Source organism: Microbacterium sp. F2E (genome assembly GCF_020905435.1).
GTDB classification, from domain to species: Bacteria; Actinomycetota; Actinomycetes; order Actinomycetales; family Microbacteriaceae; genus Microbacterium; species Microbacterium lacticum.
In genome coordinates this window covers 24,200-47,360 of the sequence record NZ_JAJJIB010000010.1, presented here as the reverse complement: position 1 = coordinate 47,360, position 23,161 = coordinate 24,200, and the positions used below count along the sequence as shown (strand labels likewise).

Annotated in this window: 21 protein-coding genes, 1 tRNA gene and 2 pseudogenes; 13 read left to right on the top strand and 11 right to left on the bottom strand. The window is 73.0% G+C overall.

Translation table 11 applies throughout. The features are described from left to right. The 3 genes from LOK55_RS09225 to LOK55_RS09215 are packed head-to-tail and all read left to right on the top strand — an operon-like array spanning position 1 to position 1,786. Entirely contained in the window at positions 1-345 is a 345-nt protein-coding gene (locus LOK55_RS09225; protein ID WP_196324321.1) for a gamma-glutamylcyclotransferase family protein, read from the top strand. Continuing rightward, positions 342-1,310, top strand: a complete 969-nt coding sequence (locus LOK55_RS09220) for an arginase family protein (RefSeq protein ID WP_229935146.1) — start codon at positions 342-344, stop codon at positions 1,308-1,310. The genes LOK55_RS09225 and LOK55_RS09220 overlap by 4 nt, the downstream gene beginning before the upstream one ends. Beyond that, positions 1,307-1,786 (top strand): histidine phosphatase family protein, encoded by a 480-nt coding sequence (locus tag LOK55_RS09215; protein WP_229935145.1) that lies wholly within the window; start codon positions 1,307-1,309, stop codon positions 1,784-1,786. The genes LOK55_RS09220 and LOK55_RS09215 overlap by 4 nt, the downstream gene beginning before the upstream one ends. A 33-nt stretch (positions 1,787-1,819) precedes the next feature. Here the strand turns inward: LOK55_RS09215 and hutI are convergent, their stop codons facing one another. From hutI to hutH, 3 genes are read right to left on the bottom strand one after another with little or no spacing between them, the layout of a single operon-like run. Beyond that, entirely contained in the window at positions 1,820-3,100 is a 1,281-nt protein-coding gene (gene hutI / locus LOK55_RS09210) for an imidazolonepropionase (protein WP_229935144.1), read from the bottom strand. Next, positions 3,097-4,809, bottom strand: a complete 1,713-nt coding sequence (gene hutU, locus LOK55_RS09205) for a urocanate hydratase (protein ID WP_229935143.1) — start codon at positions 4,807-4,809, stop codon at positions 3,097-3,099. Before hutU ends, hutI begins: the two co-directional genes overlap by 4 nt. A gap of 16 nt (positions 4,810-4,825) precedes the next feature. Next, entirely contained in the window at positions 4,826-6,439 is a 1,614-nt protein-coding gene (hutH, locus tag LOK55_RS09200) for a histidine ammonia-lyase (protein ID WP_229935142.1), read from the bottom strand. A gap of 52 nt (positions 6,440-6,491) precedes the next feature. On the opposite strand from hutH, the gene LOK55_RS09195 reads away from it, so the two are divergent. The 3 genes and pseudogenes from LOK55_RS09195 to LOK55_RS09185 form a co-directional block, all read left to right on the top strand. Beyond that, entirely contained in the window at positions 6,492-7,262 is a 771-nt protein-coding gene (locus tag LOK55_RS09195) for an IclR family transcriptional regulator (protein ID WP_374107642.1), read from the top strand. 101 nt (positions 7,263-7,363) lie between these two features. After that, positions 7,364-8,092 (top strand): annotated as a pseudogene (locus LOK55_RS09190) (carbohydrate ABC transporter permease); the annotation flags it as partial. Further along, positions 8,019-8,359 (top strand): annotated as a pseudogene (locus LOK55_RS09185) (amylo-alpha-1,6-glucosidase); the annotation flags it as partial. The pseudogenes LOK55_RS09190 and LOK55_RS09185, both read left to right, overlap by 74 nt. 12 nt (positions 8,360-8,371) lie before the next feature. On the opposite strand, the gene LOK55_RS09180 reads toward LOK55_RS09185, so the two are convergent. Together LOK55_RS09180 and LOK55_RS09175 are read right to left on the bottom strand one after the other, a co-directional pair. Next, entirely contained in the window at positions 8,372-8,854 is a 483-nt protein-coding gene (locus tag LOK55_RS09180) for a YbaK/EbsC family protein (protein ID WP_229935141.1), read from the bottom strand. Positions 8,855-8,912: 58 nt separating this feature from the next. Further along, the gene (locus tag LOK55_RS09175) at positions 8,913-9,863 is read right to left on the bottom strand and encodes an endonuclease domain-containing protein (RefSeq protein WP_229935140.1); all 951 of its coding nucleotides are present in this window, start codon (positions 9,861-9,863) and stop codon (positions 8,913-8,915) included. Positions 9,864-10,208: 345 nt separating this feature from the next. Here LOK55_RS09175 and LOK55_RS09170 point away from each other — a divergent pair, with 345 nt between their 5' ends. Beyond that, positions 10,209-11,282, top strand: a complete 1,074-nt coding sequence (locus LOK55_RS09170; protein WP_229935139.1) for a Glu/Leu/Phe/Val dehydrogenase family protein — start codon at positions 10,209-10,211, stop codon at positions 11,280-11,282. A 166-nt stretch (positions 11,283-11,448) separates the two neighbouring features. Continuing rightward, the gene (locus LOK55_RS09165) at positions 11,449-13,059 is read left to right on the top strand and encodes an AMP-binding protein (RefSeq protein WP_229935138.1); all 1,611 of its coding nucleotides are present in this window, start codon (positions 11,449-11,451) and stop codon (positions 13,057-13,059) included. A gap of 65 nt (positions 13,060-13,124) precedes the next feature. Here LOK55_RS09165 and LOK55_RS09160 read toward each other — a convergent pair. Beyond that, a tRNA-Ala gene (locus tag LOK55_RS09160) sits at positions 13,125-13,197 on the bottom strand. Here LOK55_RS09160 and LOK55_RS09155 point away from each other — a divergent pair. Further along, entirely contained in the window at positions 13,198-14,289 is a 1,092-nt protein-coding gene (locus LOK55_RS09155) for an amidohydrolase family protein (protein ID WP_229935137.1), read from the top strand. Positions 14,290-14,314: 25 nt separating this feature from the next. Here LOK55_RS09155 and LOK55_RS09150 read toward each other — a convergent pair whose 3' ends face one another. From LOK55_RS09150 to galU, 3 genes are all read right to left on the bottom strand, one after another. Beyond that, entirely contained in the window at positions 14,315-15,256 is a 942-nt protein-coding gene (locus LOK55_RS09150) for a large exoprotein (RefSeq protein WP_229935136.1), read from the bottom strand. 103 nt (positions 15,257-15,359) lie between these two features. Beyond that, positions 15,360-15,974 carry a GNAT family N-acetyltransferase gene (locus LOK55_RS09145; RefSeq protein WP_141920104.1) on the bottom strand — a complete coding sequence of 205 codons (615 nt, stop codon included), beginning with the start codon at positions 15,972-15,974 and terminating at the stop codon, positions 15,360-15,362. 69 nt (positions 15,975-16,043) lie between these two features. Further along, positions 16,044-16,922, bottom strand: a complete 879-nt coding sequence (gene galU, locus LOK55_RS09140) for a UTP--glucose-1-phosphate uridylyltransferase GalU (RefSeq protein WP_229935135.1) — start codon at positions 16,920-16,922, stop codon at positions 16,044-16,046. Positions 16,923-16,996: 74 nt separating this feature from the next. On the opposite strand from galU, the gene LOK55_RS09135 reads away from it, so the two are divergent. Genes LOK55_RS09135 through mscL form a run of 3 tightly spaced genes read left to right on the top strand, consistent with a single transcriptional unit; the run spans position 16,997 to position 18,345 of the window. After that, the gene (locus LOK55_RS09135; RefSeq protein ID WP_229935134.1) at positions 16,997-17,593 is read left to right on the top strand and encodes a 5-formyltetrahydrofolate cyclo-ligase; all 597 of its coding nucleotides are present in this window, start codon (positions 16,997-16,999) and stop codon (positions 17,591-17,593) included. Positions 17,594-17,620: 27 nt separating this feature from the next. Then, positions 17,621-17,890 carry an FmdB family zinc ribbon protein gene (locus LOK55_RS09130; protein WP_229935133.1) on the top strand — a complete coding sequence of 90 codons (270 nt, stop codon included), beginning with the start codon at positions 17,621-17,623 and terminating at the stop codon, positions 17,888-17,890. Between the two features lie 35 nt (positions 17,891-17,925). Then, a complete protein-coding gene (mscL, locus tag LOK55_RS09125; protein WP_229935132.1) occupies positions 17,926-18,345 on the top strand; it encodes a large conductance mechanosensitive channel protein MscL in 420 nt (139 codons plus the stop codon). A 34-nt stretch (positions 18,346-18,379) separates the two neighbouring features. Here the strand turns inward: mscL and LOK55_RS09120 are convergent, their stop codons facing one another. Next, complete coding sequence (locus LOK55_RS09120) at positions 18,380-18,613, bottom strand: hypothetical protein (RefSeq protein ID WP_229935131.1); 234 nt, start codon at positions 18,611-18,613, stop codon at positions 18,380-18,382. Beyond that, on the bottom strand, positions 18,603-22,301 hold the full coding sequence (locus tag LOK55_RS09115; protein ID WP_229935201.1) for an AAA family ATPase: 3,699 nt from the start codon (positions 22,299-22,301) through the stop codon (positions 18,603-18,605). The genes LOK55_RS09120 and LOK55_RS09115 overlap by 11 nt, the downstream gene beginning before the upstream one ends. A gap of 185 nt (positions 22,302-22,486) precedes the next feature. Here LOK55_RS09115 and LOK55_RS09110 point away from each other — a divergent pair, with 185 nt between their 5' ends. Next, entirely contained in the window at positions 22,487-23,071 is a 585-nt protein-coding gene (locus LOK55_RS09110; RefSeq protein ID WP_229935130.1) for a methylated-DNA--[protein]-cysteine S-methyltransferase, read from the top strand. The last annotated feature ends 90 nt before the right edge of the window (positions 23,072-23,161 follow it).

Here is a 23,161-nt window from a genome sequence, read left to right as displayed (position 1 = left end):
GTGAGCGAACAGCCGGACCAGCTGCTGTTCACCTACGGCAGCCTGCAGGATGCCGAGGTGCAGCTCGACACGTTCGGGCGCCTCGTCGTGTCGCAGCCCGCGACGCTGCCCGGGTACACGATCGACTACATCGAGATCGACGACGCGCGCCTCTCCGACGTGGCGGGACCGTCGGTGCATCCCGTGCTCCGGCACACCGGCAACGCCCTCGACAAGGTCGTCGGCACGGTCGTGCACGTCACGAGCGAAGAGCTCGACGCCGCCGACGAGTTCGAGGCGGCGCTGTACCGCCGCGCGCGGGTGCGCCTCGCGAACGGGCGAGAGGCCTGGGTGTACGTCGGATGAGCGCGCCCCCGCACGGCACGCCCTCGCACGGCGAACCCTCGCCCGGTCCACCCTCGTACGATCCGCTCTGGCCGCGCGCGGGCGGGTGGCCGGCCCCAGCGCCGGGTGACCGGGTCGACGCGGTGCTGCTCGGCGCGCCCACGCACCGCACCTCGCTGTCGCCCACCGGCGCCGACGCCACGCCCGGCGCCGTCCGCGAGGCGCTCCGCCGCTTCAGCCCGACGCTGCTCGGGCCGCCGCCGATCGACCTCGCCGAGGAGCTCCAGATCGCCGATGCCGGCGACGTCGGCGATCCCGATGGACCCGAGGGCGAGGCCCGCCTGCGTACGCGAGTGGAGGCGCTCGCCGAGGCATCCGACCTCGTCGTCGTGCTCGGCGGCGACAACTCCGTGACCTACGCGGCGGCGCAGGGCGCCGGGGCGGCCGGGCTCATCACCCTCGACGCGCACTTCGACCTCCGCGACGGGGTGTCCAACGGCTCCCCCGTGCGCCGCCTCGTCGAGGACGGACTCGACCCGCGCCGCATCGTGCAGCTCGGCATCGCCGACTTCGCGAACTCCGCCGCCTACGCGCGGCGAGCCGCGGACCTCGGCATCCGGGTGATCACCCTCGACGAGCTGCGTCGCCGCGGCATCGATGACGCCGTCGCGGAGGCGCGCGAGATCGCCGGCGGCGGGGCGGCCGCTGCGACGGCCGGCGGGGGCATCCATCTCGACATCGACGTCGACGTCTGCGATCGCTCGGTCGCGCCGGGCTGTCCCGCCTCGGTTCCCGGCGGGCTGCAGGCGTGGGAGCTGCGGGCGCTCGTGCGCGGCATCGCCGCAGACCCGCGGGTGCGCAGCGCCGACATCGTCGAGGTCGACGCGACGGCGGATACGCCGGACGGACGCACCGTGCGCCTCGCCGCCCTGTGCGTTTTGGAACTTCTCGCGGGCCTGCACGCCCGGAAGGGAGCCACTCGATGACGACGCTCGTACTCGTGCGCCACGCGAAGAGCGATTGGGGCAGCCCGTCGCTCGACGACCACGACCGGCCGCTGAACGCCCGCGGGATGCGCGACGCGCCGGCACAGGCCCGGCGCCTGGCGGCGGCGCTCGAGGCATCCGACGTCCGCCTCGACGTGCTGCTGTCGTCGACCGCGCTCCGCGCCCGCACCACCGCGGCGTTCTTCGGCGCGGCGCTCGGTCTCGAACCCGAGCTCGACCCCGACCTGTACGGCGCACCGGCGCCGCGCCTGCTGGCCGCCGCCGCGGAGCGCGGTGTCGACGCCGTGATGGTCGTCGCACACGATCCCGGGATGACAGTGCTCGCCGAGCGCCTCTCAAGCGGCGCGATCGGTCACATGCCGACGTGCGCCGTCGCCACGTTCCGGTGGGAGAGCTCTGACTGGGACGTGGCGACGGCGGTCGATCCGGATGCCTGGAGCTTCGACGCTCCCTGATCTCGAGGGCTCGTCTCGCGCGCGGGGCCTGGTTCAGCGCAACGGCACGCCCCCGCGGTAGACCTCGTGCACGAGCGGCACACCCGGGCGATAGGCGAGGTGCGTGCGCGTCGGCGCGTCGAGGATCACGAGATCGGCCCGCGCTCCCGCACCGAGGTGGCCGACGTCGGAGCGCTCGAGCGCCCGCGCCCCGCCGGCCGTCGCGGCCCACACCGCTTCGGCGATGGTCATACCCATCTCACGCACGGCGAGGGCGATCATGAGCGGCATCGACGAGGTGAAGCTCGTGCCGGGATTGCAGTCGCTCGCGAGGCCGACGGTGACCCCCGCGTCGAGCAGGCGGCGGGCGTCGGGGTACGGATGCCGCGTCGAGAACTCGACCCCCGGCAGCAGCGTCGCGACGGTGTCGCTGCCGGCGAGCGCGGCGACGTCGGCGTCGCTGAGGTAGGTGCAGTGGTCGACGGATGCCGCGCCGAGGGCGACCGCGAGGCGCACGCCCTCCCCCTCGCCGAGCTGGTTGCCGTGCACGCGGGGGCGGAGGCCCGCCGCGATTCCGGCGCGGAGCACGCGCTCGGACTCGGCGGGCGTGAAGGCGCCCGTCTCGCAGAAGACGTCGATCCAGCGCGCGTGCGGGCGCACCGCGTCGAGCATCGGTCCGGTCACGAGATCGAGGTAGGCCTCGCGGTCGTCGACGTACTCGGCGGGAACGACGTGCGCACCGAGGAACGTCACCTCGCCCGTGGCCTCGGCGGCGAGGCGCGCGAGCCGCGCTTCGCCGTCGACCGTGAGGTCATAGCCCGTCTTGATCTCGAACGTCGTCGTGCCCTGCGCGTGCAGCTCGGCGGTCAGCCGGCCGAGTCGGGCACGCAGCTCGTCGTCGCTCGCAGCCCGCGTCGCGGCGACCGTGCGACGGATGCCGCCCGCGGCATACGCAACCCCGGCCATCCTCGCCTCGAACTCGTCGGCCCGGTCGCCGCCGAACACGAGGTGCGTATGGCTGTCGACGAACCCCGGCACGACGGCGCGCCCCCCGGCATCCACGACGCGCACCTCGCCGGGCAGCTCGCCGGGCAGCTCGCCGCGAGACACCGCCTGTGCGCCGAGACTCCGGTCCATCGCGGGTGTCTCGGCGCGCGAACGGTGTCTCGCGGGGGCGGCGGGGGCATCCGCCGCGCGGCCGGCCCAGGCGACGCGGCCGCCGCGGACGAGCAGGGCGGCGTCGCGGATGAGGCCGGTCGGGTCGGCCGCGTCGTCGCCGAGGCCCACGACGTTCGTCGTCAGCTCGCCGATGTTCGTGATGAGCAGGTCGGTCACGGCGTGTCCAGCATCGGGATCGTGAGCCCGCGCTCGCGCGCGACCTCGCGGGCACGCTCGTATCCGGCATCCACGTGCCGCATGACGCCCGTGCCGGGGTCGTTCGTGAGCACGCGCTCGATCTTCTCGGCGGCGAGGTCCGTGCCGTCGGCGACGGTCACCTGCCCGGCGTGGATCGAGCGGCCGATGCCGACGCCGCCGCCGTGGTGGATCGACACCCAGGATGCCCCGGACGCCGTGTTCAGCAGCGCGTTCAGCAGCGGCCAGTCGGCGATCGCGTCGGAGCCGTCGGCCATCGCTTCGGTCTCTCGGTAGGGGCTCGCGACCGATCCGGCGTCGAGGTGGTCGCGGCCGATCACGATGGGGCCGGCGAGCTCGCCCGACGCGACCATCTCGTTAAACCGCAGCCCGGCGAGGTGGCGCTCCTTGTAGCCGAGCCAGCAGATCCGCGCCGGCAGGCCCTCGAAGTGCACGGTCTCCCCCGCCCGGGTCAGCCAGCGGCGGAGCCCGGCGTCGTCCGGGAAGAGCTCCATGACGGCGCGATCGGTCTTCGCGATGTCGGCCGGATCGCCCGACAGCGCGACCCAGCGGAACGGGCCGCGGCCCTCCTCGAACTGCGGCCGGATGTACGCCGGCACGAAGCCGGGGAACGCGAAGGCGCGCTCGAAGCCGCCGAGCTCTGCCTCGCGGCGGATCGAGTTGCCGTAGTCGAAGACCGCCGCGCCCGCGTCCTGGAAGCCGACCATCGCGGCGACGTGCGCCGCCATTGACGCGCGTGCCCGGTCGGTGAACGCCGCCGGGTCGGACGCGGCGGCATCCTTCCATTCCGCGACCGGAATGCCGATCGGCAGGTAGGCGAGCGGGTCGTGCGCGCTCGTCTGGTCGGTGACGATGTCGATCGCGATCTCGCCCGCCACCTGACGGCCCAGCAGCTCGGGGAAGACCTCGGCCGCGTTGCCGACGACGCCGACGCTGCGCGCCTCGCCGGCGGCCTTCGCCGCCGACACGCGCGCGACCGCGGTGTCCAGGTCGGTCGTGTACTCGTCGAGGTAGCCGTGCTCGACGCGGCGGCGCAGGCGCGACTCGTCGACGTCGACGATCAGCACCGCACCGTCGTTGAGCGTCACCGCCAGCGGCTGCGCGCCGCCCATGCCGCCGGCGCCCGCCGTCAGGGTCAGGGTGCCGGCGAGGCTCTCGCGCCCGAGCGAGCGGGCGACCGCGGCGAAGGTCTCGTACGTGCCCTGCAGGATGCCCTGCGTGCCGATGTAAATCCACGATCCGGCCGTCATCTGGCCGTACATCGTGAGTCCCAGCTCTTCGAGCCGGCGGAACTCGGGCCAGGTCGCCCAGTCGCCGACGAGGTTCGAGTTCGCGATGAGCACCCGCGGCGCCCACTCATGCGTGCGGAAGACGCCGACGGGCTTTCCCGACTGCACGAGCAGGGTCTCGTCGGGCTCGAGCTCGTCGAGGGTGCGCACGATCGCGTCGTATGCCGCCCACGACCGCGCGGCACGGCCGGTGCCGCCGTAGACGACGAGGTCTTCGGGGTGCTCGGCGACCTCGGGGTCGAGGTTGTTCATCAGCATCCGCTTGGCCGCCTCGGCGCCCCAGCTCTTCGCGGTGCGCTCGGCGCCTCGCGGCGCGCGGACGGGTGGCCGGGCGGGCGTGTTCACAACGTCGGAGTTTCGGTCGTCAGCGGGCGTGATCATGGCTGTTCGGATCCTTTCAGGCCGAGAAATCCGACGTTGTGAACGCGGCCACGGCGTCACCCGCGGCGCGCGCGACCGCGCCCGAGAGCACGAGCTGCGTCACGGCCTCGATGTCGGGGCTGACGAAGGCGTCCGGACCCGGCCCGGCGACCCCGGCCGCGCGCACGAGGTCGCGCACCGCGCCGGTGGCGGGGGCCGGTTCGAGCGGGGCGCGGAGGTCCAGGGCGCGGCATCCGGTCACGATCTCGATGGCGAGCACGCGCGCGAGGCCGTCGACCGCACGGCGCAGCTTGCGCGCCGCGGCCCAGCCCATCGAGACGTGGTCCTCCTGCATCGCAGACGACGGGATCGAGTCGACCGAGGCCGGCACCGCGAGGCGCTTGAGCTCGGAGACGATCCCGGCCGCGGCGTACTGCGCGATCATAAGGCCCGAGTCCACGCCGACCTCGTCGGCGAGGAACGGCGGCAGCCCGTTGCTGCGGGTGCGGTCGAGCGCCCGGTCGGTGCGGCGTTCCGAGATGGATGCCACGTCGGCGGCCACGATCGCGAGGAAGTCGAGCACATACGCGACGGGTGCGCCGTGGAAGTTGCCGTTCGACTCGACGCGCCCGTCGGAGGTCACCACCGGGTTGTCGACCGCAGCGGCGAGCTCGCGGCCGGCGATCAGCGCCGCGTGCGTCAGGGTGTCGCGCGCGGCGCCGTGCACCTGCGGCGAGCAGCGCAGCGAGTAGGCGTCCTGCACGCGCGTGCACACCGCGGGGTCGCGGTGGCTCGCCATGATCGCCGATCCGGCGAGGAGGGCGCGCAGCCGCGCCGCCGAGTCGGCCTGTCCCACCTGCGGGCGGAGCGCCATGAGGTCGGCGGCGAACACGGCGTCGGTGCCGAGCTGGCTCTCGACCGAGAGGGCCGCGGCGACGTCGGCGACATCGAGGAGGTTCTCGAGGTTGTGGATGGCGAGGAGGAGCATACCGAGCATGCCGTCGGTGCCGTTGATGAGGGCGAGGCCCTCCTTCTCCTCGAGCACGAGCGGAGCGATCCCGGCGGCGGAGAGTGCGCTCGCGGCATCCGTCTCTTCGCCGTCCGCGGTGCGCACCCGCCCCTCGCCGAGCGCCGCGAGCGCGACGTGCGACAGCGGCGCGAGATCGCCCGAGCAGCCGAGCGACCCGTACTCGCGGACGATCGGGGTGATGCCCGCGTCGAGCATCGCCGCATACGTGTCGACGACGACGGGCCTGACGCCGGTGTGCCCCGTCGCGAGGGTCTGCAGGCGCAGCAGCATGAGCGCGCGGACGACCTCGCGCTCGACCTCAGCGCCGGTTCCCGCGGCATGCGAGCGGATGAGGGATGCCTGCAGCTGACGTCGCCGCTCGGGTGCGATGAACGTGGTCGCGAGCGCCCCGAACCCGGTCGAGATGCCGTAGTGCGGCTCGGGGTGGTCGGCGAGGCGCTCGATCAGGTCTCGGGCGGCGGCGACGCGGGCGCGGGCGTCCGGGGCGATCTCGACGCGCGCGCCGCTGCGGGCGACGGCGACGACCTCGGCGGGGGTGAGCGAACGTGCGCCGACGGTGATCGTGTCGGCGTCGGTCGTGGCGTCGGTCGTGGCGGCCGCCGGCGGGGTGGAAGAGCTCATGCACCGATTCCACCGCGGGAAGCGGGCGGGGACCAGGCTTTCCTGGCATGCTGTGTCTGTGATCCCAGACACCCAGCCGGCGCCGCAGGTGCCCGCGGCCGATCAGACGCTACGGATCCTCGCGTTCCTCTCGCGCCAGCGCGGTCCGGTCGCCGCGCGGACGATCGCCGACCAGCTCGGGATCCCGCGGTCATCCGTCTACCATCTGCTGCACGCGATGGCCGCCCACGGGTTCGTCGTGCACCTCGAGGCGGAGCGCCGCTGGGGGCTCGGCACCGCGGCGTTCGAGCTCGCGGGCGGCTACGCGCGCCAGCAGCCGCTCGCCCGGCTCGGCCGCCCCCTCGTGGCATCCCTCGCCGACCGCACGGGCGAGAGCGTCCACCTCGCGGTCATGAGCGGACGCGACGTCGTCTACATCGTCGAGGAGCGCGCACCCCGCCGCCCGGCGCTCGTGACGGATGTCGGCGTGCGCCTTCCCGCCCACCTCACCGCGACCGGGCGCGCGATGCTCGCCGCGCTCCCCCGCGAGCAGGTGCGCGCGCTGTACCCCGACGCGGCCGTGTTCGCCGATCGCACCGGCCAGGGTCCGCAGAACCCGTCGGCGCTCCGGGCGATCCTCCGCGAGGCGCGCACCACCGGCTACGCGACCGAGGACGGCGAGGTCACGCTCGGGTTCCGCTCCGTCGGCGTCGCCGTGCGCGACCACGCCGGATGGCCCGTCGCCGCGGTCGCGGTCACCTGGCAGGGCGACGAGGTCGACCCGGCGCGTCTCGCAGCCGCCGTCGCCCCCGCGGCGGCCGAGCTCGCACGACGCATCGGCTGATCCGCGCGCCTCATCAGCTGACGCGCGCCTCGGCTGATCCGCGCACAGCGGCGACGCCCCCGACTCAGCGCACTCAGCGCACGACGAGACGGGGTTCGACGATCAGTCGGCGGATCCTCCGCGGGCGCGGGTTCTTCCGCACCGCCTTCTCCTTCCCGTCGGTGACGAGCTCCGTCGCGATCACCGTGCTCTGGCTCTTCCTCTTCTCCTTCGCCGGCCCGGTCAACGCGATCATCGCCCGGCTCGGCGACGAAGGACCCAACTGGTTCAGCGACCCGCGGGGCATCGTCCACGTCGCTCTCGGCGCCCTCGGCGTCTCGACGACGCTCACCGGCTCCGACTTCCTCGGCGTATCGTGGTGGGATTGGCTGTCCGGCCCCTCGGTCGCGATGTCCGCGCTGATCCTCATGGCGGTCTTCACGACGAGCGGCACGTTCATGCTGCTGTTCATCGCGGCGCTGCAGAACGTCGGGTACGAGCTCACCGAGGCCGGCATGATCGACGGCGCGAACGGCTGGCAGCGGTTCTGGTACATCACCCTGCCGCAGCTTCGCCCGACCCTCTTCACCGTCATCACGCTCGGACTGATCGGCTGCTCGCAGGTGTTCGACCAGATCTACACCGGCACGCAGGGCGGTCCGGCGAAGACGACCGTGACCCCCGCCTACCTGTCGTACACCGCCGCGTTCCAGAACCAGAACTGGGGCATCGGCGCCGCGATCGCCTTCATCCTCTTCCTCATCATCATCGTCTTCACGGTCCGGTTTCGGGCTGCGCACGCTCGCCACGACCTCCGGCGGCTACTGGCCGCTCAGCTACCACGGCGGTAGCGTCTGGACGCACGACACCGCGATCGTCGCGCGCGGCATGGCCCGCGCAGGACTCGACGGTCCCGCCCGTGAGGTGGTCGCGGGGATGCTCGCCGCCGCGGAGGCGTTCGACTACCGCGTGCCCGAGCTGCACGCTGGTGACGCGGCACCGAGACGCCTCGCCCGGCGCCGTACCCCGCCGCCTGCCGCCCGCAGGCGTGGTCGGCGGCTGCCGCGGTGACCGCGTGGGACGTGCTCGGCGCGCGGCCCGAGCCGGCCGGGCGGTAGCGGGCTCCGCCGTCAGTCGCCGGCGACGGCCACGACGGTGCCGCCGGTGAGGCGGACGAGCTCGCCGAAGGTCAGCGGGAAAACGGTGTGCGGCGTGCCGCCCGACGCCCAGATCTCGGGGTAGGCGGCGAGCGCCTCGTCGACGACGGTGACGACGGGAGCCGGGTGACCGGTGGGCGCGACGCCGCCGATGGCCTGGCCGGTGGCCGCTCGCACCTGGTCGACGCTCGCGCGGACGATGTTCTCCCGGCCGAGGCGCGTCGCGAGGGCGGTCGTGTCGACGCGGTGCGCGCCGCTCGTCATCACGAGGAGCGGCTCGCCGTCCGACCAGAACACGAGGCTGTTCGCGATCGCGCCGACTTCGACCCCGAGCGCCGCCGCGGCGAGCGCGGCCGTCGACGCGGCATCCGGCAGGATGACGATCTCCCCCGATATCCCCGACTGACGCAGGGCGTCTTGGACGAGCAGGCTCCGGGGCGACAGGGTGTCGGACATGGCCCGAGCCTAGCGGCCGCCCGGCGAGCGCGATCCGCGTCGCCGCCCGATCCGGTGACTAACGCAGGAGAAGCGGCGCGCCGACCCGCGTCGGGCGACGTTTCCGCGTTCTCGGCGCAGGATCTCCTGCAGTCGTCACGGCTCGCCGCGCCGCCGTCGCCGCCCACATCTCGCGCAGGCCGACGAGCGCGGCGACGACCGCCTCCCGATGCCAGAAGATGTCCTCGGCGATCGGCCGGTAGGTCGCATAGCCGAGCGCCGCCGCGGCCTGATCCCTCCGCCGGTCCCGCTTCTGCTGCGCCCAGTCCGCGTGATGGGCCTCGCTGTCGCACTCGATGATCAGCCACCCGTCGACGAGGAAGTCGACCCGCCCGACGCCCAGGATCGACACCTGGCTTTCGACGTGGAAACCGAGTCTCCGGAGCACGAGGCGCAGGATGCTCTCGCTGCCGGCCTCGGCCGCCGCATCCACGAGGCGGAGCAGCACGCGCTGCCGCTGCGGCACGCGCCGCGCCAGTTCCGCCAGGCCGTTCTCGTCGAGAAGCCCCCGATTCAAGGCGGAGTCCAGCGTGGCGATCGCCGCTGTGGCCCCCTGACACTGCACGGCATCGGTCAGCGCGTCGAGCAGTTCGACGTTCGCGACCCGCGCCCGGCACGCGCCGTTCCAGTGCACCCGCACCCTCCGGAGGTCTCCGCGCAGGCGGCCGGCGCGGGCCGGGACCCGCACATGCAGCACTGCTGAGTCGAGGACGAACACGCCTCGCCTCGCCAGCTCGGAGACGCACGCGAGCTGCCCACCGATCTCGGACGCGGCGAGCGTCGCGGCGTCCACGTCCCCGGGCAGGTAGGCGTTGCGGCGGGCCCGGTGGACGGCGCCCGCCGCCACCGCTTCGCCGATGTGCCGCCACGTCAATCCGGAGCCGACGAGGTCGGCGCGCGACCACACCGGCCAGCTGACGGGCACCGGTGCGGCGGAGCGGGCGAGCGGGGCGTGGCTGATGTCGAACACAGGCCGACTCTCCCGCCGTGCGGGGGCGCGGGGAGCGGCCGATGGCCGAATTGTGGACAGGTCACCGGAATCGCCGGCTGGGGAGGAGGCGATGGCGGAGGGCGGCCGTGACGAATGCAGGAGATCCGGCTGCGAAGCCGCCGAATCGGACCCGCAGCGCCCCGCGGGGCACAGATCTCCTGCATTGCGCACCGGCCCGGCACGCAAACCCCGGCCACCCGCCCGCCACCCGCCCGCCAGCGCCGCTCCCCACACCCGGCGAGGCCGGTGGCACAATGGGACCGACGCCGCAAAGCCGCGGCGCTCGCCGAGCACAGCCCACAAGGCCAGCCGAAAGAGGACGCGATGACGCACACCCTGCCCCTGCCCGATCTCACCCACGAACGCGTGGAGGTGACCACGGGCCCGCGCAGCGGCCTCGTCATCACCGTCGCGCTGCACTCGTCGGCTCTCGGCTCCGCCCTCGGCGGCGCCCGCCTGTGGACGTATCCGCACTGGAGCGACGCCGTCGGCGACGCCCTGCGGCTCTCCGCCGCGATGACCCTGAAGAACGCCGCTGCGGGGCTGGATGCCGGGGGCGGCAAGTCCGTCATCTGCCTGCCGCCCGGGGTGACGTTCGACGCCGACCGGCGCCGCGCCGCCTTCCTCGACCTCGGCGACGCCGTCGAGCGCTTCGACGGCCTCTACCGCACCGCCGAAGACGTCGGCTCGACGACCGACGACATGCTCACCGTCAGCGAGCGCACCGCGCACGTCGTCGGCCTCCCCGATTCGGCGGGCGGCTCGGGCGAACCGGCGGGCCCGACGAGCCTCGGCGTCTACGAGTCGCTGCGCGCAACCCTCGAGCAGGTCACGGGGTCCCCCGCCGTCGCCGGGCGCCGCATCACGATCTCGGGCCTCGGGCAGGTCGGCGGTCGTCTCGCCGTGCGTCTCGCCGCCGAGGGCGCTGTGCTGACTGTCACCGACGTGAACCCCGCGAAGCGCTCCCTCGCCGCCGACCTGGGCGCCGAGTGGACCGAGCCCGGCACCGAGCACCTCGTGCCGGCCGACCTCTTCGTGCCCGCGGGGATCGGCGGCGTCCTCGACGACGAGGTCATCGACGCCCTCGCCGCCGGCGCGGTCTGCGGCCCGGCCAACAACCCGCTCGCCGACCGTTCCGGCGCCGACCGGCTCGCGGCCCGCGGCATCCTGTACGCGCCCGACTTCGTCGTGAACGCGGGCGGCGTCGTCTACCTCGACCTCGAGGCGAAGCGGCTCGGCTCCCGCGCCGAGATCATGGACCGGGTCGCCGGCATCGGCGACGCCGTGCGGTCGCTGTTCGAGGATGCCTCGGCGCAGGGCATCACGCCGCTCGACGCCGCCGAGCAGCGCGCCGCGGCGCGGCTGCGCGAGGCATCCGCCGTGCCCGCCGGCGCCTGAGCCGCCGAGCCCCCACCGCGCCCACACGCCTGAGCCGCCCGCACCGCGCAATGCACAGCGAACACACCGGGAACGCGGTTCCGCCGACAGTGGAACCGCGTCCCCGGTGATGCCAGGATGGGGGCACCGGCACCGCCGCCGGAACCCACGTCGAAGGAGACCGCCCGTGTTCACCAGCCCCTTCCCCGATGTCGAGATCCCTGCGACGAGCATCTACGACGATCTGTTCGGCGATCTCAGCGCCGACGACGCCGCCCGCATCGCGCTCATCGATCCCGCGACCGGCGCCGAGACCACCTACGGCGCGCTGAAGGCGCAGGTCGACGCGTTCGCCGGCGCGCTCGCGGCGCGCGAGGTCGGCACCGACACGGTCGTCGGGCTGCTGTGCCCGAACGTCCCCGCGTTCGCGACGGTGTTCCACGGCATCCTGCGCGCCGGCGCGACCGTCACGACGATCAACTCGCTCTACACGCCGGGCGAGATCGAGAAGCAGCTGCGCGACGCCGGGGCGACCTGGCTCGTCACGGTGAGCCCGTTGCTCCCCCAGGCGAAGGCCGCCGCCGACGCGGTCGGACTCCCCGCCGACCACCTCATCGTGCTCGACGGCTCCGCCGAGACGGCCCCGGAGCACCCGAACCTGCGCGGTCTGCTGACCGAGGGCCGGCCCGCCCCCGACGTGAGCTTCGATCCGGCGACGCACGTCGCCGTGCTCCCCTACTCGTCGGGAACCACGGGCATCCCCAAGGGCGTGATGCTGAGCCACCGCAACCTCGTCGCGAACGTCGCGCAGTGCCGCATCAACATCGACCTGAAGAACACCGACCGCGTGCTCGCGGTGCTGCCGTTCTTCCACATCTACGGCATGACGGTGCTGCTGAACCTGGCGCTCAAGCAGCGCGCCGCCCTCGTGACCATGCCGCGCTTCGACCTGGTGCAGTTCCTGGAGAACATCCAGAACTTCGGCTGCACGTACCTCTACATCGCGCCGCCGATCGCGGTCGCCCTCGCGAAGCACCCGATCGTCGACCAGTACGACATCTCGACGGTGCACACGATCTTCTCCGGCGCCGCCCCGCTCGACGGCGAGACGGCCGAGATCGCCGGCCGACGCCTCGGCGCCCGCATGATGCAGGGTTACGGCATGAGCGAGCTGAGCCCGGTCTCCCACGCGATGCCGTACAGCCGCGACGACATCCCGGTGAGCTCGGTCGGCACGATCCTGCCGAACATCACCTGCAAGCTCGTCGACACCGAGACGGGCGAGGAGATCACCGAGATCGGCGACGACGGTCAGACGCGCGCGGGCGAGCTGTGGGTGAAGGGACCGAACGTCATGCTCGGCTACCTGAACAAGCCGGATGCCACGGCCGAGACCCTCGACGCCGACGGCTACCTGCACACCGGCGACGTCGCCGTCTATCACGAGGGCGGGTACTTCTCGATCGTCGAGCGGGTCAAGGAGCTCATCAAGTACCACGGCTACCAGATCGCACCCGCGGAGCTCGAGGCGCTGCTGCTCAGCCACCCGAAGGTGATGGATGCCGCGGTGATCGGCGTGCTCGACGACGAGCGGGAGGAGATCCCGAAGGCGTTCATCGTGGCGGCGCCCGACTCCGGTCTCACCGAGGACGAGGTGAAGGCGTTCGTCGCCGAGAACGTCGCGCCGTACAAGAAGGTGCGCCGCGTGGAGTTCATCGAGGCGATCCCGAAGTCGAGCTCGGGAAAGATCCTCCGCAAAGACCTGCGCGCCCGCGAGGCGGCCGCCGTGGCGGGCTGAGGCCCGCCGGCGGAGACAAAAGAAAACCCCCGCTGAGCGGGGGTTTTCTTTCGTTCTCGAACGGGTGGACCTAAGGAGATTCGAACTCCTGACCTCCTCGATGCGAACGAGGCGCGCTACCAACTGCGCCATAGGCCCGTGAACCGAGAACTAGGTTATCACGCCTCTTCGGCCCCTCGTGCACCACCAGGATGGAGGGACAACACACTCCCCGGGCTCGTCAACACGCACGCGCACGTCGACAAGTCGTGGTGGGGGCTCCCCTGGCAGTCGTACGGCGGCGAGGGCGGCACCGAGGGTCGCATCCGCCACGAGCGCGCCCGCCGCGACGAGCTCTGCATTCCGTCCCTCGGCATCACGCAGCGCGTGCTCACCGAGCTCGTGCGCCACGGCACGACCGCGATCCGCACGCACGTCGACGTCGACCCGGGGCTCGGCCTGCGCGGCATCGAGGTCGTCCGCGAGGCGGTCGCCGACTACGGCGACGCGCTCACCGTCGAGGTCGTCGCGTTCCCGCAGGACGGCGTGCTGCGCCGCCCCGGCGTGCTCGAGCTGCTCGCCGATGCGGCCCGCGCCGGCGCCGACCACCTCGGCGGCCTCGACCCGGCGACGATCGATCGCGACCCGGTCGGACAGATCGACGCCGTGCTCGCGCTCGCCGCCGAGCACGGCGTGGGCGTCGACATCCACCTGCACGACCCGGCGGAGCTCGGCGCGTTCCAGATCGAGCTGATCGTCGACCGCGCGGAGGCGCTGGGGCTCGTCGGACGCGTGAACATCGCGCACGGCTTCGCTGTCAGCCAGCTCGATCCGGCGCGGCGGCGCGACCTGCTCGCGCGGATGGGCGAACTCGGGGTCACGATGACGACGGTGGCGCCGCTCCGCCTCCCGCAGCTGCCGCTCGCCGAGCTGGATGCCGCGGGCGTGCGCCTCGGGTTCGGCACCGACGGCATCCGCGACCTGTGGAGCCCGTACGGCACCGGTGACCTGCTCGGCATCGCGTGGCAGTACGCCCGCGCAGCCGGCATCGTGCGCGACGACGACCTGCGCCGCGTCGTCGACCTCGCCACGGGAGCCGCGACGCCGTTCGCCGGACTGCCGGAGGGCGGCCTCGTCGTCGGCGCCCGGGCCGACATCGTGCTGCTCGACGCGGAGAACGCGATGGATGCCCTGGTGCGCACTCTCCCGCGCGACGCGGTGATCGCCGTCGGCAGGCTCCTCGTCGGCTGAGCCACGGCGGCCCAGCCGCGCCGACTTACTGCCCGCTGGCGCGACGCTCGAGCAGCCATCGCACGTGCGCCTCGATGGCCTCGTCGCCCGCGGCGGGGCCGCCGGCGAACTCCTCGTCGCGCGCGGCGCGCGCCCGGTCGAGGCTCGCGGGGCGCAGCTGCTCGGCGCGCGCCCGCATGCGCTCCTCGGTCGCGGCCCGGCGCAACGCCGCCCGCGCCTCGGCCTCATCGAGCACGGTCGCGGCGCGCGATCCCGCCGAAGCGGTGAGGGGCCGCGGAAGCTCGCGGGGCGTCCAGGCGACGCGGTCGGAGGCCAGGGCGACGTCCTGCATCTCGGCCGCGGTCCGCACGACCGGTGCGGCGACCTCCGGTGCCACGGCCCGGCGGGTCACGACGCTCATCCGACGGAGCAGGAGCACGCAGGCGAGGGCGACCGGCGCGGCGATCCAGAGGAGGAGGGCCGATCCGCCGGCGGCGAGGCCGATCCCGCCCCACACGCCGAGACCGATCGCGAGCGCGCCGACGAACGTCGTCGAGAGCCGAGCGCGCCGCCGCGCCCGCGCGCGGCGCAGCTCGGGGCGGGCCATCGCGGCGCGCGTCTGGGCCGCAGCGAGCTCCCGGGCGGCGACCGCGTCCGCTCGGGCGGCAGCGGCGTCGGCGCGGGCCTGCAGCTTCGTCAGCGCGAGCTCGGCGCGAGCGCGCTCGAGTTCGGCGCCTTCGCGCTCCGACTGCGCCTGCCGCGCGAGGCGCTGCTGGGCGAGGGCGGTGCGGGCGTTGAGCTCGAGGCGCACCTCCTGGGGCATCTCGCTCGTCTCGGCGAGGATGCGGAGGGCCTGGTTGAGCCGCACGGCATTCCGCTCGGCGGCGTAGAACTGGTGGCGCCCCTGCCAGGAGGGCAGCAGGTACACGAGCCACAGCACGACTGCGACGAGGACGATGACACCACCGCCGAGAACCTGGCCTCCCATGCGCTCCACGGTAGGGCCGCCGAGGCGCGAGACCCGGCATCCGTCCCGCGTGTCTGACCTTCGAGTCGAACTTTAAGCTGCGGCGACGTCCGGGAGACGATCCTCAGAGCCCCGGCACCGCCGCGGCATCCTCCGGCACGTCGCCGTTCAGCCAGCGCTGGAGCACGCCCTCGGGCACCTCTTCGCGGACGAGCGCGAAGGCGTGGTGGTCGCGCCAGTCTCCCGCGATGTGGATGAACCGACGCCGCAGCCCCTCGTAGCGGAATCCGAGCTTCTGGACGACGCGGAGGCTCGCGGTGTTCTCCGGGCGGATGCAGATCTCCATCCGGTGCAGGCCGAGCTCCCGGAAGCACAGGTCGGTGGCGAGGGCGACGCTCGTGGGGGTGATCCCGCGCCCGGCGAACCGTTCGCTCACCCAGTAGCCGATCGTCGCCGACGAGAGCGACCCGCGCGCGATGCCCCAGACGTTCAGCTGCCCGGCGATCTCGCCGTCGTACTCCATCACGAGCGGCACACCGTCGCCGTCACGGTACTGCTGCAGCAGGCGACGGATGCCCAGGCGCATGTCGAACGAGACGGCGCCGTCGGGGCTCGTCGCCTCCCACGGACGCAGCCACGACCGGTTCGACAGCAGCTCGTTCTGCAGCGTCTTGGCGTCGCGCTGCTTGACGAGGCGGATGGAGATGCGCCCGTGCTGGCGCGGCACCGTCAGGTCCACCGACTCTCCCTCATGCTCGGGCCCCGGCCCGTCCGGCCCCGGGCCCTCGCCGGATGCCGCGGTGACGCGTCACAGCTGCGCGGCGAACTCCTTGAGCCACGGGCGCAGCTGCGGCCCGAGGTCGTCGCGGTCGGACGCCAGCTGAACGATCGCCTTGATGTAGTCCACCCTATCGCCGGTGTCGTAGCGGCGACCGCGGAAGACGACGCCGAGCACGCCGTCGGTGACCGCGAGCTCCTGGAGCGCGTCGGTCAGCTGGATCTCGCCGCCCTTGCCGGGCTCGGTGCGCTCGAGGATGTCGAAGACGCCCGGCACCAGCACGTAGCGGCCGATGACCGCATAGTTCGAGGGCGCGTCCTCTTTCTTCGGCTTCTCGACGAGGCCGGTGACCTTCACGACGTCGGGGTCGCCCGTCTCCTCGACGGAGGCGACGCCGTAGAGGTGGATGTGGTCGGGGTCGACCTCCATGAGCGCGATGACGGTGAGTCCGGTGCGCTCGTTCTCGGCGATCATCTTCTCGAGCAGCGGGTCGCGCTCGTCGATGAGGTCGTCGCCGAGCAGCACCGCGAACGTGGAGTCGCCGACGTGGTGCTTGGCGCGCAGCACCGCGTGGCCGAGGCCCTTCGGCTCGCCCTGGCGCACGAAGTGGATGTCGGCCAGATCGGTCGACGCCTGCACGCGCTGCAGCTTCTCGAGGTCGCCCTTGTTGGTGAGGTTCGACTCGAGCTCGGGCACCGAGTCGAAGTGGTTCGAGATGTTGTTCTTGTTGCGGCCGAGGATGATGAGGATGTCGTCGGCTCCGGCGGCGACCGCCTCTTCCACGACGTACTGGATCGCCGGCTTGTCGACGACCGGCAGCATCTCCTTGGGCATCGCCTTCGTGGCGGGAAGGAACCGGGTGCCGAGGCCCGCGGCGGGAATGACGGCCTTGATGCGCGACGTTGTCATGGCCTCACCCTACCCGCACGGTGTTTCACGGCACGGAACGGCTGATGACGATCGACGACACCTACAATCGGACCATGGCCGATGCGATCGACGACGCGAAGCGCGCTCTGCGCGCCGATCTGCGCGAACGCCGCCAGCAGCACTCCGACGCGGTCCGCGCGGCCGCGGCGGAGGGCGTGAAGGTGCAGCTCGACGCCCTCGTGGCGAGCCTGGGCGCCCGATCCGTGTCGTGCTTCCTCTCGACGCCGACAGAACCCGGGACGCACGACTTCATCATGGATGCCATGGCCCGAGGCATCCGGGTGCTGCTGCCGATCACCCGCGTCGACGGCCTGCTCGACTGGGCGGTCGCCGACCCGACCGGCGACATCGCCGAGGGGTTGTTCGGCGTGCCCGAGCCCGTCGGCGAGGTGCTGAGCCCCTCCGCCGTCAACGATGTCGACCTCCTGATCATCCCCGCCGCGGCCGTCGACCGCACCGGCATGCGCCTCGGCTGGGGTCGCGGCTATTTCGACAAGACGATCGGTTCGATGGAGCGCTGCCCCCCGGTCTACGCCGTGATCTTCGACTCCGAGCTGATCGACGAGGTGCCGCGCGACCTGCACGATCAGCCGGTCACCGGCGTCGTCACCCCCACTCAGACCATCACGCTGGCGCCCGCACGCCGCTGACTCTCCCCCTTCGAAACCGAGGTATCCATGCCGACCTATGCCTACGCCTGCACGCAGTGCGGGCACCGCTTCGACGCCGTGCAGTCCTTCAGCGACGCCGCCCTCACCGAGTGCCCCGTCTGCGGCGGCGCGCTGCGCAAGCAGTACGGCTCCGTGGGTGTGACCTTCAACGGGTCGGGCTTCTACCGCACCGACTCGCGCGCGGGCGGCTCCGGCGCGGCAGGTGGCGGGAATGCGCCCGCTCCGACATCATTGAAGTCCGAGGCAACGTCCTCGCCCGCATCGTCGGGATCCTGACACCGGCCGAGGCCGGGGACCGAGGGGGCACCCACATGATCAAAGGCTTCAAAGACTTCATCCTGCGCGGCAACGTCATCGACCTGGCCGTCGCGGTCGTCATCGGTGCGGCGTTCAGCGCGCTCGTCAACACGGTCGTCGAGGCGATCATCAACCCCGTCCTCGCCCTCTTCATGAAACAGGACGCGGGCGGCAACATCGGCTTCACCGTGCAGGGCCTGTACGGCGAGGTGACCTTCCCGATCGGCAACCTGATCACCGCGATCGTCACGTTCCTCATCACGGCGCTGGTCGTCTACCTCGTGTTCGTCTACCCGATGAACACGTGGAAGGCGCGTCAGGCCGCGAAGGTCGGCGTCGATCAGGACAAGGAAGAGCCGCTGCCGACCGAGCAGGAGCTCCTCGTCCAGATCCGCGACCTGCTCGAAGAGCGGAAGAACCTCGACCTGAAGTGACGTCTGCGGCGACGCCGTACGTCGCCACCGCGCCTCAGTAGTGCGGCGGCACGTCTCGACGCAGGCGCTCGTCGTTCGGCCCCGATGCCCCCGTCCCCTCCCCTGAGAGCGCGGGGGCATCGTCGTCGCGCGAGAGGGGCGCCTCCGGCTCGGGGTCGGAGCCGGGCGCCGGTGTCAGCCGCGCCCGGCGCGACCCGCGCACGCGGACGATGCGCTGGCGCGGGGCATCCGGGTCGTGCTCGTTCGCGCGGCCCTGCTCAGACGACATCGATCGGCTGGGTCTGCGCGTGGTCCGCGGGCCCCTCCGGCGGCACACCGAGGATCGCCGCGATGCGCTCGGCGACGCCGGACGGGTCGCTGTACAGGTCGAACGCGTGCACGCGGATGTAGTGCCAGCCGAGGCGGCGCAGCACCTGGGGGCGCAGGCGCAGCGTCTCGCGCAGCGTGTCGCGCACGGTGTCGGAGTCGCTCTCGGCGACGACGGCCTTGCCCTGGTACTGCGCGACGATCGGCAGCTGACCGCGATAGTCGACGTCGACCGAGACGCCGCGCGCCCGCAGGTGCCGGGCGAGGGTCAGGGTCAGCGGGTCGGCGAGGTCTTCGAGGCGCGCTTCGCGGGCGCGCGCGGCGATGCCGCCGAGGATCGACATGAGGGTGGATGCCCCGGATTCGAGGCGTCCCTCGTCGAACGCCGACGGCCGGATCGACGAGACGATCACCATGGAGCGGCGCGCCCGGGTCATCCCGACCGTCAGCAGCCGCTCGCCGTCTTCGCCGGAGAGGTCGCCGAAGTCGCTCAGCACGCGGCCGTGCTTGGTGAGCCCGAAGCCGAGCGAGAAGACGACCCGGTCGCGGCTCTCCGCGACGGAGTCCTCGAGCCCCAGCACCGCGAACGGCTCGGCGGTGTCGCGCCCGACGAAGTCGGCGACGTCGGCGCGGCCGGCGAAGGCCGACGCGACCGCCGCGCGCACGCGCTCGGCGTGCCGCCGCGACGCGGTGACGACCATGAGGGTCTCGTTCGGGCGGTTCACGGCGTGCTCGACGACGAGGGTCACGACGCGCGCCACCTCGGCGTCGGGGCTCTCCACCGCGCCGGTGATCGGGTCGGGGGCGCCGGTGCCGCCCTCGACGTAGTCGACGCTGAGGCTGCCGCGGCCGAGGTACGACCCTGCCCAGGGCAGCGAGACGAGACGCCCGCCGTAGAAGGCGGTGTTGACGAGCTCGGCGAGGTCTTCGCCGCCGGCGCGATAGCTGCGGGTGAGGGTCTCGGTCGGGAGCAGCTCGACGAGACGCTCGAAGACGCTCACTTCATCGAAGTCGGCACCGAACTCGATCCGGTCCTCGGGCTGCGGGTCGCCGGCGCCGACTCTGAACGGGGTCGGGCGCTGGGTCACGGGGTCGCCGAACGCGACGACCTGGCGCGCGCGGCGGAGGGCGGGCGCGGCCTCGGCGAGGCAGAGCGCCGCGGCATCCGCGACGATCACGACGTCGAAGGGCGCGGCGGCCGGGATCGAGGGCACCTCGTAGGGCGAGGCGAGCCACACCGGTGCGAGCGTGCGCATCAGCGTGGGCGCGGCGTGGGTGAGCTCGACCGGAGTGGTCGCGCCCGAGCGCAGCGCGTGCCGCAGCGCGGCCGCCTCCTCCGGCTCGTCGACGACGGCGATCTTCCACTTCGTCGCGAGCTCGGCGGCCAGCAGCGGCCCCGCGGAGCCTGCGTGCGCCTCGTCGACGAGGCGGTAGTCGCGCTCGAGCCGGTCGACGACCGACGTGTTGGCGCCGAGGAGGGCCCGGTCGGTGCGCAGCATCGCCTCGAGCGCGGACTGCCACCAGGCGAACTCGAACTCGGCGGCGACCTGGTCTTCGGGGACGTGCCGCACCGACAGCTCGGTCAGCAGCGGCTCGAGGCCGAGCTCGGCGAGCCGTCCGCGCAGTGTCGCGCGCTCGACGAGGTTGTCGAACACGGCCGACTCGGCGGCGAGACCCGCGAGCGTGCGCAGCAGGTGCGGGATGGGAAGGGATGCCAGGGGTTCGGTGCGTCCGAGCGCCTGGTCGAGCGCGGCGAGGTCGGCGTTCACGCGCTGCCAGCTGGCGGCGACGTCGTCGAGGCCGATCGGCAGTTCGGGGAGCACGCCCGGCTCGACCAGCTGCTGCCACTGCCCGCGCTGCTGCTGCACGCGCAGGAGCGCCTCGTGCATGTCGGTGACGTGCATGCCCGGTCGCACGTACTCGCGCGAGAGCTGCTTGAGCCGGCGCCGCTGCGGACCGGAGAGCTCGGGCGCGTCGCGGCGGGCCGCGTAGGCGCCGATGAGCTCGCCCAGCGGGCGCTCGAACACGGTGAGGCTGAACTTGTCGAGCGAACCGCGGATGCCCTGCAGCAGCTGGATGTAGGCGCCGAGCTCGGTGATCGTCGTGAACGGGCGCATGCGCGTCTGCGCGATCAGCTCGTAGCCGCGCTCGACGATGGCGGGCACCTCGGTGCGGTGCAGGCGCTGCGCGAGGGCGTGCGCGTCGGTGGCCTGCTGCGTCGTCGCGAAGGCGACCGCGTACCACGGCGAGTCGTCGGGACCGAAGCGGAACTCGCCGAGACCGGCGGCCGTCGACAGCGCCTTCGCGGCTTCGGCGCGACGTGTGCTCAGCAGCTGCAGCGTGCGCAGGTCGAACCGCGTCTGCGCCGCCGGCTGCGGGTCGCGCCCCGTGATGACGGTGAGGGTGCGGAGGGCCTCGAGCGGCGAGATCCCGAGCTGCGGATGCCGCTGTGTCAGCGCGTCGCGGTAGTCGCGCAGCACCGTCCGCAGGCGCACGAGAGCATCGTCGACGTCGGCGACCTTGGGCTGCTCGGCCTTCTCGTTGCGGCCGATCGCGCGGATGAGGTCGCGGTGCAGGCGCGTGGGCGAGACGGCGAGCCCCGGCAGGCCGATGCCCGCGAGGCGGTGCCGCACGCCCTCGAGCGTCGAGCGGCGGGCGCTGACCACGAGCACGCGCTTGCCGGCGCGGACGAGCTCGCCGACGGCGTTGATGACCGTCTGGGTGCCGCCCGTGCCGGGAAGGGTCTGCACCGTCAGCGACTGACCGGCGAGGATGCGGGCGAGCACCGCCTCCTGCTCGGCGTCGGCGTCGAGCAGCAGCCGGTCGGAGGCCGGCGGGCGCTCGTCGGCGCTCACCAGGGGCGACAACGGCCGCACGACGGTGAGGTCCTCGCGGTCGGCGGCGTGGCCGGCGAGGGCGTTCAGCACGGGGTGGTCGAGATCGGCGGCGTCGCGCACCATGTCGGATGCCACGTCGGCGAAGGTCGAGACGACCAGGCGCGGCAGCACGGTGAACGTGTCGACGTGCGCCGTCAGAGCGCGGAGGTGGTCGATGACCGGCTGCGGCTTGAAGACCCCGCCGTCGTAGGCGAGCTCGGCGAGCGCGCGGCCGTCGAGCGAGATGCCGAAGTGGGTGCGCGCCGCCTCGACGAGTTCGGGGTTGACGGTGAACGAGCCGTGCAGCTTCAGGTCGAAGTCGAGGTGGTGCCGCCGGATGGCGAGCGGGCGCAGCAGCACCGGCGCGGCGTAGGAGACGCCGCCGATCCGCCACGCGGCGATCGCCACGGCGAGGTGCACGGTGTCGAGACCCCGCGAGGTGCGCAGTTCCACGTCCTTCGCGGCGATGCGCTCGGCCGCGAGTCGCGCGGTGCGGAGGGCCACCTCGTCGCGGAAGAGGTTCGACAGCAGGGTCGACCGGCCCGTGATGAACTGCGGGAGGCTCCCGGGGTGGGCCTTCGTGATGTCGATGCCGGCGTCACCGGCATCCGTGTAGTGCAGCAGGGTGGAACGGCCACCGAGGTGCGCCGACTCTTCGCGCAGCCGCGCGCGCTCCGCCTCGGCGACGTGCGTGACGACCACTCCGGGCTCGGCGAAGTCCAGGTCTGCTGGGGTCACCGAGTGCACGTGCTCAGCCTCGCTCTCGCCTCGCACGGCGCCGCCGTCTCCTCGCCACACACTCGACACCCTAGGCGCCGACACGCCCCGAAGCGCGTTGGCGCGGCGGGTTTCGTGCGATTGCGTCGCCGCCTCCTCCCCAATCGGCCGATTCGGCGCACTGTGCACAGATCGGGCCTTCCGGCGCCGGGGCGCGTGCGGCGCGGGCCATCATGGCAGACATGACTTCCCGCTCATCCTCGCGGCGGCCGGCATCCCGGCCCGCCGCGTTCACGGTGCACCCGACACCGATCGGCCAGGCTCTCGTCGTCGCCACCGACGAGGGCCTGGCCGCCCTGCAGCTGCTGGAGGTGCACGTGGATGCCAGGGATCACGCGCTCGCGGCGCTGACCGAGCACCTCGGCGCAGCGCTCGCGCCGGGCGACGACGCCACGCGGCCGATCACCGACCAGCTCGACGCGTACTTCGCGGGCGAGCTGCGGGACTTCGACGTGCCGCTCGACCTCCGTGCCGTGCACGGCCTCGTGCGCACCGCGCTCGAAGCGGTGTGCGAGATCCCCTACGGGGCGGTCGGCTCGTACGCCGACGTGGCGGTCGCCGCCGGCTCCCCCGGCGCGAACCGCGCCGTCGGCACCGCCTGCGCGCGCACCCCGATCTCGATCGTGGTCCCCGTGCACCGGGTAGTACGCAGCGACGGCTCGATCGGCGAGTACGGCGGCCACCCCGAACGCAAGCGCTTCCTCCTCGACCTCGAGGAGCGGGTCGTCCGGGCATCCCCCGGTCATCGGATCTCCGCGGGCGTGTAGGCCGCGCGCGGCGAGCGGCCCCGGAATCCGAGGGGGATTCCGGGGCCGCTGCCGGGGTGCCGGCGCTGAGCCTGAGCCCTGCGGGCTACT

Bases quoted from the DNA above. Each gene is read 5' to 3' on its own strand.
- mscL (WP_229935132.1), top strand. From the start codon at position 17,926: ATGATCAAAGGCTTCAAAGACTTCATCCTGCGCGGCAACGTCATCGAC.
- LOK55_RS09135 (WP_229935134.1), top strand. From the start codon at position 16,997: ATGGCCGATGCGATCGACGACGCGAAGCGCGCTCTGCGCGCCGATCTG.
- LOK55_RS09150 (WP_229935136.1), bottom strand. From the start codon at position 15,256: ATGGGAGGCCAGGTTCTCGGCGGTGGTGTCATCGTCCTCGTCGCAGTC.
- hutH (WP_229935142.1), bottom strand. From the start codon at position 6,439: ATGAGCTCTTCCACCCCGCCGGCGGCCGCCACGACCGACGCCACGACC.
- LOK55_RS09215 (WP_229935145.1), top strand. From the start codon at position 1,307: ATGACGACGCTCGTACTCGTGCGCCACGCGAAGAGCGATTGGGGCAGC.
- LOK55_RS09120 (WP_229935131.1), bottom strand. From the start codon at position 18,613: ATGTCGTCTGAGCAGGGCCGCGCGAACGAGCACGACCCGGATGCCCCG.
- LOK55_RS09170 (WP_229935139.1), top strand. From the start codon at position 10,209: ATGACGCACACCCTGCCCCTGCCCGATCTCACCCACGAACGCGTGGAG.
- LOK55_RS09180 (WP_229935141.1), bottom strand. From the start codon at position 8,854: ATGTCCGACACCCTGTCGCCCCGGAGCCTGCTCGTCCAAGACGCCCTG.
- LOK55_RS09130 (WP_229935133.1), top strand. From the start codon at position 17,621: ATGCCGACCTATGCCTACGCCTGCACGCAGTGCGGGCACCGCTTCGAC.
- galU (WP_229935135.1), bottom strand. From the start codon at position 16,922: ATGACAACGTCGCGCATCAAGGCCGTCATTCCCGCCGCGGGCCTCGGC.
- hutU (WP_229935143.1), bottom strand. From the start codon at position 4,809: ATGATCACGCCCGCTGACGACCGAAACTCCGACGTTGTGAACACGCCC.
- LOK55_RS09220 (WP_229935146.1), top strand. From the start codon at position 342: ATGAGCGCGCCCCCGCACGGCACGCCCTCGCACGGCGAACCCTCGCCC.
- LOK55_RS09110 (WP_229935130.1), top strand. From the start codon at position 22,487: ATGACTTCCCGCTCATCCTCGCGGCGGCCGGCATCCCGGCCCGCCGCG.